Source organism: Gemmata sp. SH-PL17, assembly GCF_001610855.1.
GTDB classification, from domain to species: Bacteria; Planctomycetota; Planctomycetia; order Gemmatales; family Gemmataceae; genus Gemmata; species Gemmata massiliana.
In genome coordinates, this window is the sequence record NZ_CP011271.1 from 2,720,877 (window position 1) to 2,735,870 (window position 14,994).

Sequence of the window (14,994 nt, forward strand, 5' to 3'; positions counted from 1 at the left end):
GTTTCGTGGGCCGGAATTGGGCGCGTTTGGGGTACGCCTACCACGTCGAACCGACCTGGCTCGCGGTGAACCGCGTGACGCTGCCGGTTCGTGGGCTTCCGGTCGCTCTCGCGGGCACGCGGATCGCACATCTCAGTGACTTTCACTGCGGCGCACACATTCCTGCTGGGTATCTCGAAGGGGCTATCGAGCGTACCGCCGAGGAACGGGCGGATCTGATCGCCTTAACCGGTGACTTCATCGACCGCGGTCCGCACCACGCTCCGGCCGCGGCGAAGCTGTTTCGGTACTTGAAAGCACCGTTCGGTGTATTCGCAGTGTTGGGAAACCACGATTTTTCGGTCCACACCGCTCGTGGTGCCCGGCGCCATCCGGGTTTGGACCGGGTCATTTCAGACGCGCTCGGTTCCGAGGGAGTGAACGTGTTACGGAACCAGTCCGTTCGCGTCGAACGCGACGGGGCCGGGTTGCTCGTTGCGGGGGTCGATGACCTCTGGAGCGGTGAGACCGACCTGGGAGCCGCGCTCGGGGGCACGTGCGAAAACACGCCCCGCGTGCTCCTGGCGCACAACCCGCACACGGTCGAGCACCTCGGCGCGCACCGGGCAGACGTGATTCTCAGCGGTCACACGCACGGCGGGCAAATCAACTGGCCCGGGGTCGGGCGCCTCCTGTTGAACAAGAACGCGCGGCGCCTGGCAGCCGGGCTGTATCCGGTTCGCGACGGGCACCTGTACGTGAACACCGGCGTGGGGTTCGGGTGGCGGTTCCGGTTTGGGGTGCGGCCCGAACTCGCGGTCTTCACACTTCAGCCGGCGTAGACGGTGGCCGCAGTGTTGATTAGGGTGAGGGGGAGTCGGTACCGGCCGGCGCGGTGCTTCAATGATTCCTTCCTCACGCGCAGCACACTATGGCAGAGCTTTCACTCGTAACCGGCGGGGCCGGGTTCATTGGTTCGCACCTCGTTGAAGAACTCGTCCGTCGCGGTTCTCCCGTGCGCGTACTCGACGACTTCAGTACCGGTTTGCGGAGCAACATCTCTCAGCACACGAACGTCGAAGTGGTCGAGGGTAGCTTAACCGATGTGGACGCGGTCACGCGCGCAGTGCAAGGGGCCGGCGTGATTTACCACCTCGGCGCGCTCGCGTCGGTTGCGCGCAGTGTCGAATCACCTACGGTCACACATGCGGCCTGCGCCACCGGGACACTGAATCTCCTCGACGCGGCCCGGAAGTCGGGCGTTCGGCGCGTCGTGTTCGCGGCCAGTTCTAGCGCTTACGGCGGGAACTCTTCGGCGGCGGGACAGACGGAAGACCTGCCGATGGTGGCGAAGTCGCCCTACGCGGCGGCGAAGCTCGCGGGCGAACTGTACATGCAGGCGTTCGCGCACACTTACGGTCTGGAAACCGTGCGCTTGCGGTTCTTCAACATCTTCGGCCCGCGCCAGCGCTCCGACAGTCCGTACTCGGGTGTCATCGCGCTGTTCACCGCGGCGATGGCAGCCGGACGCACCCCGAGCATCCAGGGCGACGGCACCCAATCGCGCGACTTCACGTTCGTGGCGAACGCGGTGCAAGCGCTCACGCGGGCTGCGGCGGCTCCGAACGTTTCGGGCAACGTCTACAATGTCGGCACCGGGCGGAGCGTGACGCTGCTGCAACTGGTCGAGGCGCTGAATCGTATCTTCAAAACGAATCTCGCTCCGACGTTTGCTTCGCCGCGAGCGGGTGACGTGAAGTTCTCACAGGCCGACATCAGCCGCACGCGGGCCGATTTGGGTTACGACCCGGCTGTAACCTTCGAGGACGGACTTCGAGCCACGGTGGATGCCTTTCTCGCAACCACCGGCGGCACTTCCACCGGGACTCGGTAGTTGAGGAACGCGCGCACGGCGGATCATTAGCTCGTCGTGCGCGTTTCGGGATTGCTCGGTCACTTCTCCAGCGGCTTCAAGTACGACTTGGCGCTCGGTTTCGGCGCGGTGGCCTTCTCCTTCTCGCTGGGTTCGCGCATCTTTTTGTCGAATGCTTCCGCTTCGGCCAAGCTGATGAGGGCGTCGTGGTCGGTGTCGATCGCGTCGAACTCTTCCTTGGTGCCCACGTACTCCGTTCGAGACACGTCGCCGTCGCCGTTGCGGTCCATCTTGCGGAACCACAGTGGCCCCTTCGTGGGTATGACCACTTGGTTCTGGTTGACGTTGAACGCCTGGGACGCCTGTTGGACGTAAACCCGGTCGAAGGTGCGCGCGAGCCGTAGCGCGACCGAGGGCTGAATGATGTTCTTGGTGAGTACCTCGGCCCCCGGTTCTTCCAGCACAACGAGCCGCGTCCAAGCCGTGCGCAACTCGCGCACGCTCAGGCGCCCGTCGCGGTTCTCGTCGAGCAGTTGGAACAGCGTGGGCGTTTGGATCGTCGGCGTCAGGCTCAGGCTGAGATTGCGGAAACTGTCCTGGAGGTCGAAGTACGCATCGAACTCCTCTTTGGTCATCTTTCCGTCGCCGTTGCGGTCGGCGGCGTCGAAGAGAACGCGGACGAACTGGAACTGGACCGCGTTCGGGCCGGTCAGATCCTTGTCTTCAACGAACTTCTTCGTGCCCGCGGCCTGCGTGAAGAGGTAGGCGTACTGCTGCTTCAGCGTGGCTTGCGAATACTGGGCAACGGGTGCGAAGGCCCAGAAGTCGATAGGCTGTTTGCCGACGTGGAGCACGATGCGCCCGTTCTCCACCTGCTTCATGACGAACCCGTGAGCCGCTGCCGCCTTTTCGTTGACCAGTTTCGCGACGCAATCGACGGCCTTCGGTGCCAGCGAGAGCGTGATGGCGAGGTCCGGTTCACCGGTTCGCCACACGTCCAGTTCTTCGCCATCAAGGGAGCCGTTCCCGTCCTTGTCCAGCGCTCGGAACGTCAGATCGTCGAAGCCGACTTCGGCCTGTGTCAGCTCGAAGTCGCCGTTCTTGTCGTAGCGCTTGATGACCTGCTGCGTGATCGTTCCCGGAACCCGTCCCGCGCGGTACACGACGACCATTTGCGAACTCGCGCCGGTCGGGTACCCGCCGTTGGGTGGTTGCGCGACTTGTCCCCGGAACCCGCCGAAGTTCGGGTCGAACAGCTCCGGGGAGAGTTCCTGCATGCTCAGGCACTCGTCCTCGTCCGAGTCGCGGGTGGCGAGCAGTTTCTCGACCGCTTTGACTTCGTCCTTCGTCAACTTCCCGTCGCCGTTGGCGTCGAGCATCTTGAAGATGGCTTCGGTCACGGACACGTTCTGGGCGTTGTCCGGTTGAATCGGCTGCTCGCGCAGGAGCTGCTCGGCGGTGCGCTTGTAGTACGCGACGAACTCGTCGAACGAAACCTTGCCGTCACCGTCTTTATCGAGGGTACCGAGTGTGGGGGCGCCGGTCGCGCCCGGCTGATAGAAGCCGTTTGCGAGCAACTGCACCATTCCCTGATCGGAGAAAACGAACCGCGTTTCCTTTTCATTGAGGAACCCGTCGCCGTCGCGGTCGCAAAAATCGAACGCTTTCTGCAACCGGTCGAGCCACAGTTCGCTCATCAGCTTGCCCTCTTGAAAGATGGACACGCGGACGCGAACCGGGCGCTGGTTGGTGAACGTCAACACCTCGAAGGTGTCGCTCACCGCCGTCGATTTGGGCGCCCGAGCGCGCGGCGCGGGAGCGAGCGCCGGCGCGTCTGACTTCAGCGCGCCGACTTGGGATGCCTTCCCCCGAGGGGCGGGGGCGAGTGTGGGGGTGTCCGGCACGGCGATAACCGAGCCGGCTAGCCCCACAAGGCCACAGAGAGCGAGGACGAGGAACCTAACCCCCCAACCCCCTTCGCTTCTTCGTGCGCCGGTCCTGTCAGCACAGCTTCTCGTGGACCGTCGGCGAAGGAAGGGGGAGCAAAACCACAACCGATGGGGCGCTCGCGTTTTTGCTTTAGCCCCTCCCTTTTTAGGGGAGGGGTTGGGGAGAGGTCGCTTGATGGCACTCACGCGAGCACCTCCGTGACGGGCTTGGCGCCCTTGTCGACGATCCGGATCGGGCGCCCGACGTTCGACATGTTCTGCTTCTCGAAGTCGATGCCCAGAGCCGAGCAGACCGTCGCGAGGAAGTCCACCGCGGGAGTGACGCGCTCTTCGACCGTGGTGCCGTCTTTGCTCGTCTTGCCTACGGCCTGACCGCCCTTGACGCCGCCGCCCGCGATGACCGTGCTCCATGCGTTCGGGTAGTGGTCGCGGCCCTTGCCCTGGTTGATCTTCGGCGTGCGCCCGAACTCACCGGCCCACACGATGGTGGTGGTTTCGAGCAGCCCGCGGTCCTTGAGATCGTCCATCAGCGCGGCCCAAGCCGCGTCGAGCGTACCGGACAAGCCCTTCACGAGATCGAAGTTCTGGCCGTGCGTGTCCCAGTTGCCGAGTGTAACCTCGATGAACGGCACGCCCTTTTCGACCAACCGGCGGGCGAGCAAGCAGCCCTGGCCGAACAGGTTCCGGCCGTACTTGTCGCGCGTCGCGTTCTTCTCTTGCGTCAGATCGAACACCTTGCCGCCTTCGGACTGCATAAGGCGGATGGCCCGGTCGTAGGCGGCGGCGTGGCTCTTGGCCATCGAGCCGGGCCGCGTGGTGGCGAACTCTTCCTGCATGTCGCGGAGCATGTCGAGCCGGGCCGCGCTTGTGGGTTCGTCGATGTTCTTCGGGCGGTCCAGGTCGGCGACCTTCAGGATCTGGTCGATGTTCCCGCCCTGTCCGTTGTTGAACTGACCATCGCCGACGATGAGCGGCGCGTGAACCGGCCCGAGGAAGCCGGGGCCAAAGGCGTCCATCGCGAAGAACCGTTGCGGCGCGATGCTGATGAAGTTCGGTAGTTCGGACTTCGGGTCGCCGAGTTCCTTCGAGACGAGCGAGCCGATGCTGGGGTACTGGATGCCCGCGAAACCGGGCAGTTGGCCCGTGCGGAGCAAGTACGTGCCGCGGGCGTGGTCGCCTTCTTTCGTGGACATCCCGCGGAGGACGGCGAGGTTCTTCCCGTGCTTCGCGAGCTTCGGCAGGTGCTCGCTGATCTTCAGCGCCGGCGCCGCTTCGATCTCCTTGTACGGCCCGCCGTTCTCATGACCCGGCTTCAAGTCCCAGAGGTCGATCGTGCTCGGTCCGCCGTTCATCCACAACAGAATGCACGAGCGCTTCGGCTTGGTGTTCTTCTCCTCAGCGGCCCGCGCGAGCTGGCCCATCCACCCGGACATGGACACTGCGGTGCTCACCGCACCGACGCGGAGCAGATGACGACGATCCATCGGAGCGCGGAGCGCGGAATGCGGAGCGCGGAACGAAGACATCGGAGCGGCCATATTCGATCCTCAGTTGAGTAGTTAAGTACGCTGGCCTAATCCCGTGCCGTGCGGATTGAAGCGACGATCATTGCCGTAATCTCGTTGGCTTCGCCCATCAGGTCGCTAAGAGCCTCGGCCGCAACCATCCCCGATTCGCACAGCAGCTCTAACCAGTAAGAGCACTCGTCCGACTCTTCCTCCACGATGCCGAGCTTCGCACAGAACTCGGCTTTGGACCGGCCGCGCTGGGCGGCTCGATAGTTCGCGCCGACGGAGGTCGCGGCGCGAAGCAGTTGCTTCCCGACTACATCACCGGCGCGGGTGTTGGGGAGGGCATCCACCAACTTCATGGTCCGTAGGGCGAACTTCTTGGTCCGGGTGCGAAGCGTGTTGTCGGTTGGCATTGAGGTATCTCCGGGGCGGAATGAGTTCGCCCGAATGTACACTCACTCAATTCGGAAACACACTCGCGCGAGTTGTTTTTTGTTTTGTTTCGCGCTCCGCGTTCCGAATTCCGCGCTCGCCTCAGTGATTGAAAAGGAATTCGGAGCTGTTGAGCAGAACCCAGAACACGTCGGCGAGGGCTTGCTTCTTGTCGTTCTTCGCGCCGCCGCGGTCCACGTAGCTGGCGTACCTCTCCAGTTCTTCCGGCGTCGGGTTACGGGCGAAGGCGGTCAGGAACAGGTTGCTCACGCGCTGGTTCGTGTCCCAGCCCGGCATGTCGACGATCGCGGCGAGCAGTTCGCTTCGAGCGAGGTCGGTCTGGTCCCCGATGAACCGACCATTCATCAGCATCAGAGCTTGAAGGATCGTGGTGTTGGTTTCCGTCGCCCGTTCGGTGTTGGCGAACTGAGCGAGGAACTGGCTGCGCGGGTTGTTGGGCTGCACGAACCCGAAGTTCTGCTGGTTCCGCATGAAGGCCGGTTCGCGGAAGCCGGTCGCGGATACGAGCGTGTCGAACAGTTGCGACGGCGTGAGCCCCTTCAGGTTCATCTTGGCAAAGCGGCGCGGGTCGGCTTGGCCCGGGTGCGTCATCTTGCTCGACAGTTGGTACGCCTTCGTGCGGGTGATGGCCCGGATCAGGAGTTGATTGTCGAACCCGTTTTCGGCGAACGCCGCACCGAGATCCTTGAGCAGTTCGGGGTGGCTCGCGGGGTTATTCTCGCCCGGTTCATCGACCGGGTCCACGATGCCGATCCCGAAGAAGTGCGCCCACACGCGGTTCGCCATGTTCTTCGCGAAGAACGGGTTCTTCGCGCTAACGAGCCAGTTCGCCAGTTCCTGGCGCGGGGACTTTTCCAGCGACCACTGGGGGCTGGTGCCGTCGAAGAAGGTCGCGGTGACCTTGCGGTCCGTGCCCATGACGCCGATCCGGTTGCGATCGGCTTGTGGTTGAAGCGGCCCAATGAACCCGGGGCGCTGACCGGTGAGAGGGTTCATCTCCGCGAAGAATGCGGCGAACTGCCAGAACTGATCGCGGGTGTACGGTGCGAACGGGTGGTCGTGGCACTGGGCGCATTCGAGCTTCATCCCGAGAAACAGCCGGCTCACGGCAGACCCGACGTTTTCGGGCTTTCCCTCGTTCGCGGAGTAGAACCCCACGATGTTGTTCGCGTCCTGGTCGTTGCCCGTGGCTTGCACGAAGCGGAAGTCCGGGTTCTGTGCGTTGACCGTCAGCCCGACGGTCATGATCCGCTTCACGACCTGATCGACGGGCGTGTTCTCGCGGTACTGCTTCCGGAGCCACGTCTCGAACTGGATGCCGAACTGCGTGAGCTGGAAGTTGGTTGCGGCTTGTGGGAGCCACTGCGCCCGTGCGACGGACGCGAAGTGGCTCGCGTGCCCCGGCATACGGAGCAGGTGGTCGACGAGTTTCTGGCGCTTGTCCGGGGCCGTGCTCTCGATGAACTCGCGCGCCTCGGACGCCTTCGGCGCGCGTCCGACGACATCAAGGTACACGCGGCGCACGAACTCGGCGTCGTCGGTCTGTTCGGCGGGGATCAGCCCGCGGGCCTCCCAGTCTTTGGCGAGGTGCCGGTCGATCATGGCGGCCAGAACGTCGGCCGGGTCTTTCACCAACTTCGGCGTGGGCGCGACTTCTGCACCGTAACTGAAGGTCGGAAAGACGAGTGCGGCGAGGGCCGCCGCGACTCGAAGGCGCGCAGGCATGTTGTCCTCACTTCTGCGAGACAAACGCTCTAGCAATCTGGAGAGGAAGACGGTCGGTTTCTCCGAAACTAACCCCGTTTTCGCGTGTTACAAATCACTTCTTGACACGCTTTAGAACGAACTTGGCGGTCTGAGACTCTTTCTCCGTAGCCGCGTCGAAGTTCGCCGGGCGCCGACTGCCCTCGCCCAGATAGACGACGACCGTGAGCGCATCTTTCTCGACTTTGAAAATGGCTTCGTTGGTCACCCCGGATTCGGGCTTCCGGAGCATCTTGAAATCGACGATCTTGGGAGAGGTGGAGGGATCGAGAGCGGTGACTTCGCCGTCGCCGAACTTGCCGAACGTGAATTTCGTGCCGGTTACGGAAACCGTGATCTGCTCGTCTTCGGGCAGGTCGCGCTCGGTGCCGCTGATGACGGTGGACACGAGAACCCAGTCGCCTTCGAGCGCCTTCAGTTCCTTCCGTGCGGCTTCGTTCAGATCGGCCGCGGGCGCGAACAGCGACGCAACTAGCACTGCGCTGAACATGGCGTTCCTCGCGGCTTCGTTTTGAGTTGAACCAAGTCTACCCCGGTGGGCAGACCGAAACAACAACACAACCGTAACAACCGCCCGCCTCGACACGCGGCCCCGTTCGACCCACCCTCTGGGCCGGCTAACAATTGCTAACAATTCGGGCCGCGGATCAATCTCCCGGGCTAGAACGCCGCACGAAGTGCTGTCATTTCAAGAATTTGAGCGCGATTGCCTCGTCTTCGTTGTCGCACGCGACGGCTAACATTGACTAATATTTTCGTGCGTTCGACCCGGAATTGGGTTGTTGCCGAATCGGTCGCACTCAAGTGCCTCTCGTGAAATTGTACACTAGTGAACAAATATTTCAAGTAGTTTCGCCGATTCTGGTGGATTTGCGGCCGGGAACCTCCTTACTTCTCTCCGGCGATCTTTCTGATCGCCTCCCGAGCGGCCAGAGCCACTTCGATGCTGCCCGTATCGAACCGGCGCTGCAATTCTGGCAAAGCTTCACGCGCGTCGGGACCGATTGCGGCGAGTGCGTCGCACGCGGGTTTTAGCTCGGTTCCGAAGTAGTGATGGTTCGGCACTTTGGGGCCACGCAGTATCGTGAGTATTGCTGGTACGGCGGCTTTCGCCTTCGGCCCGTACTTCTGGAAGAAGGACAGAAACCGGCTGCCGTCGCCCTCACGTTCGAGCCACCGAATAACCAGCGGGATCAGCTCCGGGAAATCCGGTGGTAGACGTTCCAGTGCCTCCGCTGCGATCCACGTAACCGGGCGCCCGCGGGCCGCTCGCTCCAGTTCGGCGGTCAGCAACTTCCGCAACGCGGGCCGATCGTTTTCGATTTGAGCGAGGGCGATTCCGGCTGCGAATCTCAGAGCCGGGTCGGGGTCTGTCAGCAATTTCTTCAGTACAGGGACGGCTTCTTTCGCTGCCGCACCGCGATCGCCCAGATCGAGTACGACCTTTGCTCGCTTCCATTCGTCGCGTTCGGTAGTTGCAGAGGTAATCAGGTCCGCTACGCCGGGTGGCTGTTCGGGCTGGCGCTTCGGGGAGCGGGTGATCTTCGCGCTGTTGCTGTCGTAGACCAGATTCCGATCCGCGAAGGCACGAGCCGCTGCGGAGCCTTTCGGGGCGTGGTGATGGATGGTCAGGCCCGTGGCCTGCATGACCTCCTCGTTTTTATCGTCGAGGAGTGGAATGAGTGCTTCGTAATGCGGCATCCCGAGCGAATCGAGATGGCCCAGATAATCGGCCGCGTACTCTCGAACCTTCGGGTCGTCGTTGTGTAAGAACCGTCGTTCTGCTAGTCGGGCCGCGTCCTTCGGATCCAGGCTCAACCTGGCGGCATGGAGCGCGGCATCAAGAGCAAGCAGTGAGTTCGGAGCATCGACCAGTTTCCGCAAACTCGGGAGTGCCCCGGCAGACCACTTTCGGTGAACGAGTTGATCGATGACCGCTTCGCGGACCCCAGCCGAGTCCGAGTCGAGAAGAGGGACGAGCGCGCGAGCGCCGACTTCGCCGAAGCTGTTGAGATTGGGTGCGCTCAGCCACGCGCCCTTTTCTTGATCCATCCACTTCTTGATCGCCGGGTCGCGGAACAGCCCGATGATCATATCCACAACGTCCCGCGGTACTTTGTCCGCACGGTCGCTCAGAGCGCGGGCGACTTCGAGTCGCTGTCTCGGTTCCCCGTCCTTAAGCATCGTTGCTAATGTTGGAACGAACGGGGCGATGTTGATTCGAGGAGTGTTGAAGTGAAGGTTTCTGTGGGAATCTTCGCCCATCAGGTGGTGATTTAATGCCTCGAACATCTCCTTGCGCATTTCGACATCGGGGCCGGCGATTAACTTCCCGAACGCCTGCCTGCCGGCGACTCCAAGCCCGAGCAGTGCTGTTCCGGCATCTTCGCGGCTGAATTTGCGCTCCTCGTCTCTGATGGCCGCGACTACATTCGGGACGATGGGAGCACCGGCTTCCCCGAGTACACTCAGCACTTCCTCAGTGCTACCGCCACGAGCGGATTTGCCGGTTTTCAGTTCTTCGGCCAGGACCGGTAGCACTTTCTCTTCGATGGTTTTTTGAGTCTTTGGGCCGATTCGGACCAGTGCTCTCACTGCGGCGGCCCGGGGTGAGAGCGAACCTGATGAGATGAGGTTGTCGGCCCCGTTCTTGGGGTTGAGAAACAGGGCGACAAGGGCGGGGATCGCGGGTTCGGCTCCTGGTCCGATTTCTTCCAAGAGATAAGCCACGAGAACCCGAAAATCCTGATTATCATCGGCCAGAAGTTTTGCGAGCGCGGGGACCGATGGAGCAACATCCCGGCCGAATGAGTGGATGTGTCGTGCCACGCTCCCGAAGTGATCGTCCTTCTCGTCCGCGAACAGTTCAACAAATGCGGGCACGGATTTGGGGCCGATGCCGGCCAGTGCGTCCAGGCACGCATCGTACAGGTACTTGTTGGCCCGGCGGCTCTCGTGCTCGCCTTCGAGCGATCCGCGGCGCGCGTTACGGGCGACCCGAGTGAGAGCCGGAATCGCATCGGCGGCTGCGGAACCGAGATCGCCGAGTCGCTCGGCCGCGATGACTCGCTCCCCGGTGCCGGCCGCTTCCAGTTGCTGGATCAGGTCCGTGACTTTCGGCGGGTCAGCGGCACAAGCCGACTCTACGAGCAACAAGCCGATCGTGACGGAGAGGGCATAACGCATGAATGCTTCCCGACGGAGGGCGGCTCGGCATTAGACAAAAGTAAAACGGCCGATTGGGGCCGGCGTTGGTCGCGAAACGGCCTGCGTTTTGTGAATTGACGGTTGCTGTGGTATCACAGCGATCCGCTGGCGAAGATCGCGTTACGTCTCGCTCTTGGCCGTGTTGCGTTTTGGTTGGTAGATGGCGATTCGGTGCTCGCTCCTCTCGTGACCGAACACTTCTGTGCCCGCGCTCGCGGGTATTTGTGCCCCACACGTGATCAGAATCGCACTTTCAGCTCGTGTGCGGATCATAAAGATAAAGAAACAATGAGGGAATGGTGAATAGTGTGGTGGCTACTCGGTAGGCATGCGTGGTCACAATCTGTCCAAAGAGCGTCGAAAGAAGAGTGAAGGGATGAAAGCGAAATGAAATCGAATCCGGAGTGCAGTGGACCCGAGAAATGAATCGATTATGCTCGACGAATACTGAATTCCCGAATCATTTTAGCCTCTCCCGCCGTCTTTGATCTGGCTGGCTTCTGGTCGGCCATCAAAGATTCGCCGGTCGCTGTCTCCGACCGGATCTTGAGTCCGTTTCAACATCAATGCTCGCTTCTTTCGTAAAGAACGAGTGAAGGAGAAGTGAGGATGGCGGAGGCGACGGATTCGGCTCTCGGTTCTGCGGTAGCGGCGAGCACGTTGCAGTCACCTTCGCTCTTCGGCCTCGGGACGGAAGCCGACGGCGCGACCGCCTACGAGGTGAAGTACCTGCTGACCGAAGAGCAGGTGTCGGAGGTGGTTGCGCGGGTAACCGGGAAGTTGGATCTGGACCCGTTCGCGGACCCCGCGATGGGGAATGCGTACCTGACCACGAGCGTGTACACGGACACCCCGAACTTCGACGTGTTCTACCGGAACGAGGGGTACGACCGTGACAAGTTCCGGGTGCGGCGCTACGGGCACACCGGTCCCGTGTTCGTGGAGCGCAAGACCAAGAACGGGGACAAGGTCCGCAAGCACCGCGTGCGCATCAGCGCGGGCGAAGTACCGGATTTGGCAGCGCCGTCGCTGAACGGGGAGTGGGCCGGGGAGTGGTTCCATAGTCAGCTCATTCAGAAGCAACTCCAACCCGTGTGCCGGGTGGCCTACGAGCGCGTCGCGTACCTGGGTACCGCAGACGGGGGGACCGTGCGCCTCACGTTCGACCGCAACATTCGCGGAGTGCTCGTGCGCGAGTGGAAGTTGGAGCCCGTGAGTGCGGTCCCGGCGCTGCTGGACAAGGTGGTGTGCGAGTTCAAGTTCCGCACCGCGATGCCCGCGTTGTTCAAGGGGATCGTGGCGGAACTGGGGCTGACCCCGACGCCCGTTTCCAAATACCGCACGTTCGTTCAAGCCGCGGGACTCGCAGGTGCGAGGACCGAGAATATTTCCGCGTGTGGGTGAAGACTCGCTGTTTGGTGCGTTCGACCGCGTTGGGACGGTCGGTCGAGGATTGGGTTTTAACGCGGAGCGGGGTGCCGCTCGCATTTCATCACGAAAGGTCCACAATGCACCGACGATTATTCGCGTTGCCCGCGGCGTGCCTCGCCGCGGCGCTAGTGGCGCTTTGCGCGCCGAGCGGGTTCACCCAACCCGACAAGGGCGGGAAGGGGGGCTTCGGCAAGGGCGGCGGATTCGGTGGCCCCCCGGGTGGCGGGGAACGCAAGATCCTTTCGGAGTTCGACAAGAACAAAGACGGCTGGCTGAATGCCGAAGAGCGGAAGCCGGCGCGCGAGTCCGCGAAGCAGGGCGGCGGGGGCCGGTTCGGTGGGCCGAAGGGCGGGTTCGGGCGCGGGGAAGCCGGGAAGCCCGGACCGAAGGTTACGCCGGGCGAGGTCAAGAACTTCCCGGACGCGAAGCTCTACGACGCCACAGTACTCCGCACGATCTTCCTGGAGTTCGAGAACTCCGACTGGGAGACCGAACTGCAGGACTTCCACGGTACCGATGTGGACGTCCCCGCAACCGTCACCATCGATGGCAAAAAGTACGCGAACGTCGGCGTCCACTTCCGCGGGATGTCGTCATATATGGGGGTCGGGGCCGGCTCGAAGCGGTCGCTGAACCTCTCCTTCGATATGGCCGACGAGAAGCAGCGCGTTTACGGCGCCAAGACACTGAACCTGCTCAACAGCCACGAAGACCCGACGATGATGAGCACCGTGCTGTACTCGCACATCGCGGGTCAGTACATCCCGACGCCGAAGGCGAACTTCGTGAAGGTCGTTATCAACGGCGAGAGTTGGGGCGTGTACGGCAGCGTACAGCAGTTCGATAAGACGTTCGTTAAAGAAAATTTCAACAGTGCGAAGGGCACGCGCTGGAAGGTCCGCGGTAGCCCCGGCGGGCGCGGCGGGCTGGAATACTTCGGCGAAGACGTGGCCGCGTACAAGCGCGTCTTCGAGATGAAGGGCGGCGAGAACGAGGCCGCGTGGAAGGCGCTCATCAACTTGTGCAAGGTGCTGAACCAGACGCCCGCGGACAAGCTCGAAGAGGCCCTCAAACCGATCCTCGACGTCGAGGGTGTGCTGTGGTTCCTGGCACTGGATAACGCACTCATCAACTGCGACGGCTACTGGATTCGGTCCAGCGACTACAGCATCTGCCTCGACGATAAGGGCAAGTTCCACATCGTCCCGCACGACATGAATGAAGCGTTCCGTCCCGCGGGCGGTCCCGGTATGGGTGGCCCGGGCGGTGGGTTCGGTGGGCCGGGAGGCGGCATGGTCTTTCGTATGCCGCCCCCCGGCGTGATCCTCCCGCCGCCGGTGCAGGACACGCTCCAGCTCACCGAGGAGCAGAAGAAGAAACTGGCCGAGATGCAAAAGAGCGTGGACGAACAAATTGAGAAACTGCTGACCGAGGACCAGCGCAAGGCGTTCAAGGAGATGAAGGACCGCGCTGCGGCCGGTCCCGGTGGACCGGGCGGCGGGTTCCCCGGCGGTCCCGGAGGGGGAGGCCCGGGTGGACCCGGTGGTGGGTTCGGTGGCCCTGGTGGTCCGGGCGGCGGAATGGGTGGCGGTCGCGCGGGTGGTGGAGTCGAACTCGATCCGCTCGTCGGGCTAACCGACGCCAGCAAGCCACTCCGGAGCAAACTGCTCGCGGTGCCCGCGTTCAAGACGAAGTATTTGGCGAACGTGAAAAAGATCGCCGAAGAATCACTCGACTGGAAGAAGCTCGGTCCGGTCGTGGCGGGGTACCGCAAGCTGATCGAGAAGGAAGTGGAACTCGATACGCGGAAACTCGACTCGTTCGAGGCGTTCAAGCGCAACACCGACACCTCGGCTCCCACGGCCAGCACCGGCGGTCCGGGCGGTGGCGGTCGCGGCCCCGGCGGTCAGGGGATGAACATCCGGGCCTTCGCAGAACAACGGCAGAAGTATCTGTTGAGTAATGCGGATGTGAAGAAGGCCGGGCAGTGACAAGCGTTGGGAATCGTTAGTCGCGCTCGGGGCTTCAAAAGGCCCCGAGCATTTTTGCTTCTGTGTTCGGTTGAATGCAAGGCATGCAGTACCCTCCAATTACCAACGCGACGCGAGGGCTTCGGTGCCCGTCGCGATTCGGGCCGCTGAGCCGGAACCGCGGTCTTCCACCACAGAAAGTGCTTCTGCCAATCGGGTTGTGTGGTTCGCAATCGCTTGGAGGTTCCGAACTACGGCGAACAGACTCAGACCCGGTTCCACGGCCGCAGAATCCGCTTTCATGGCCCCAGTCAGCCATTCGATGACGGATTCTGCGGTGTCGGCCACGTCAGCCCGGGTCCGAGCCATTTGGCGCGCCGGAATGGTGTGGTGGGTGCTGTAAGCGTCCACAACGACGTGAACCATGTTCGACACCGAATCGGCCAGTTGCGGCAACTTCTCGGTTGCCTCGGGCAAAGAAGCCAAGGGCGACGTGTGCTCGGTGATTTCGGCCGCCAGGTGCCCAATCTGTTCCAGTTCGGACGCGGCGCTGAGAGCCGTGGTCAGGTGTTGGAAGTCACACGCGACCGGCTGGTACAAAAGTGTTATCCGCTGGCACCGCTCCACAACCCGTTCGTGGTGCTGGTTTAATGCCGCACCCCAGACCGGCTCCGGGACGAAGCTGTGTAAATCGTGCAACCGGCCGACCGATTCCGTCACCGCGTCGGCTACGCCGGCTCCGAACGCAAACAGGTCGCGTTCGAGTGCGTGGAGTTCGTCGAGCATCTTTTTAACGGGCATTTTTGTATCTCCTAAATAAGTAGCTTGTGTTACTAAACTCGATTTCTGGCGAGAGT

Annotated in this window: 11 protein-coding genes; 4 read left to right on the forward strand and 7 right to left on the reverse strand. The window is 62.4% G+C overall.

Features of this window, described 5'->3' with window-relative positions:
* Positions 1–5 precede the first annotated feature (5 nt).
* Together VT84_RS11295 and VT84_RS11300 are read left to right on the forward strand one after the other, a co-directional pair.
* Positions 6–821, forward strand: a complete 816-nt coding sequence (locus VT84_RS11295) for a metallophosphoesterase (protein ID WP_239465778.1) — start codon at positions 6–8, stop codon at positions 819–821.
* An 89-nt stretch (positions 822–910) separates the two neighbouring features.
* Positions 911–1,873, forward strand: a complete 963-nt coding sequence (locus tag VT84_RS11300) for an NAD-dependent epimerase/dehydratase family protein (RefSeq protein WP_082839582.1) — start codon at positions 911–913, stop codon at positions 1,871–1,873.
* Positions 1,874–1,932: 59 nt separating this feature from the next.
* Here VT84_RS11300 and VT84_RS11305 read toward each other — a convergent pair whose 3' ends face one another.
* From VT84_RS11305 to VT84_RS11330, 6 genes are all read right to left on the reverse strand, one after another.
* Positions 1,933–3,756 carry an EF-hand domain-containing protein gene (locus VT84_RS11305; protein ID WP_082839583.1) on the reverse strand — a complete coding sequence of 608 codons (1,824 nt, stop codon included), beginning with the start codon at positions 3,754–3,756 and terminating at the stop codon, positions 1,933–1,935.
* A 227-nt stretch (positions 3,757–3,983) separates the two neighbouring features.
* The gene (locus VT84_RS11310) at positions 3,984–5,285 is read right to left on the reverse strand and encodes a DUF1501 domain-containing protein (RefSeq protein WP_204249743.1); all 1,302 of its coding nucleotides are present in this window, start codon (positions 5,283–5,285) and stop codon (positions 3,984–3,986) included.
* Between the two features lie 89 nt (positions 5,286–5,374).
* On the reverse strand, positions 5,375–5,725 hold the full coding sequence (locus VT84_RS11315) for a four helix bundle protein (protein ID WP_082839584.1): 351 nt from the start codon (positions 5,723–5,725) through the stop codon (positions 5,375–5,377).
* Positions 5,726–5,846: 121 nt separating this feature from the next.
* On the reverse strand, positions 5,847–7,490 hold the full coding sequence (locus VT84_RS11320; RefSeq protein WP_082839585.1) for a DUF1553 domain-containing protein: 1,644 nt from the start codon (positions 7,488–7,490) through the stop codon (positions 5,847–5,849).
* A gap of 94 nt (positions 7,491–7,584) precedes the next feature.
* Positions 7,585–8,019 (reverse strand): TIGR03067 domain-containing protein, encoded by a 435-nt coding sequence (locus tag VT84_RS11325; protein WP_082839586.1) that lies wholly within the window; start codon positions 8,017–8,019, stop codon positions 7,585–7,587.
* A gap of 398 nt (positions 8,020–8,417) precedes the next feature.
* A complete protein-coding gene (locus tag VT84_RS11330) occupies positions 8,418–10,715 on the reverse strand; it encodes a HEAT repeat domain-containing protein (protein WP_082839587.1) in 2,298 nt (765 codons plus the stop codon).
* 630 nt (positions 10,716–11,345) lie between these two features.
* On the opposite strand from VT84_RS11330, the gene VT84_RS11335 reads away from it, so the two are divergent.
* Both VT84_RS11335 and VT84_RS40070 read left to right on the forward strand, forming a co-directional pair.
* Complete coding sequence (locus VT84_RS11335) at positions 11,346–12,140, forward strand: polyphosphate polymerase domain-containing protein (protein ID WP_082839588.1); 795 nt, start codon at positions 11,346–11,348, stop codon at positions 12,138–12,140.
* 104 nt (positions 12,141–12,244) lie between these two features.
* Positions 12,245–14,158, forward strand: coding sequence for a CotH kinase family protein (locus VT84_RS40070; RefSeq protein WP_204249744.1), 1,914 nt, complete (start codon positions 12,245–12,247; stop codon positions 14,156–14,158).
* A gap of 99 nt (positions 14,159–14,257) precedes the next feature.
* Here VT84_RS40070 and VT84_RS11345 read toward each other — a convergent pair whose 3' ends face one another.
* The gene (locus tag VT84_RS11345; protein ID WP_082839589.1) at positions 14,258–14,938 is read right to left on the reverse strand and encodes a PhoU domain-containing protein; all 681 of its coding nucleotides are present in this window, start codon (positions 14,936–14,938) and stop codon (positions 14,258–14,260) included.
* Positions 14,939–14,994 lie beyond the last annotated feature (56 nt).

Excerpts from the sequence above, each read along its gene's own strand:
- VT84_RS11300 (WP_082839582.1), top strand. The coding sequence starts at position 911 with ATGGCAGAGCTTTCACTCGTAACCGGCGGGGCCGGGTTCATTGGTTCG.
- VT84_RS11310 (WP_204249743.1), bottom strand. The coding sequence starts at position 5,285 with ATGGATCGTCGTCATCTGCTCCGCGTCGGTGCGGTGAGCACCGCAGTG.
- VT84_RS11315 (WP_082839584.1), bottom strand. The coding sequence starts at position 5,725 with ATGCCAACCGACAACACGCTTCGCACCCGGACCAAGAAGTTCGCCCTA.
- VT84_RS11320 (WP_082839585.1), bottom strand. The coding sequence starts at position 7,490 with ATGCCTGCGCGCCTTCGAGTCGCGGCGGCCCTCGCCGCACTCGTCTTT.
- VT84_RS11325 (WP_082839586.1), bottom strand. The coding sequence starts at position 8,019 with ATGTTCAGCGCAGTGCTAGTTGCGTCGCTGTTCGCGCCCGCGGCCGAT.
- VT84_RS11330 (WP_082839587.1), bottom strand. The coding sequence starts at position 10,715 with ATGCGTTATGCCCTCTCCGTCACGATCGGCTTGTTGCTCGTAGAGTCG.
- VT84_RS11335 (WP_082839588.1), top strand. The coding sequence starts at position 11,346 with ATGGCGGAGGCGACGGATTCGGCTCTCGGTTCTGCGGTAGCGGCGAGC.
- VT84_RS40070 (WP_204249744.1), top strand. The coding sequence starts at position 12,245 with ATGCACCGACGATTATTCGCGTTGCCCGCGGCGTGCCTCGCCGCGGCG.
- VT84_RS11345 (WP_082839589.1), bottom strand. The coding sequence starts at position 14,938 with ATGCCCGTTAAAAAGATGCTCGACGAACTCCACGCACTCGAACGCGAC.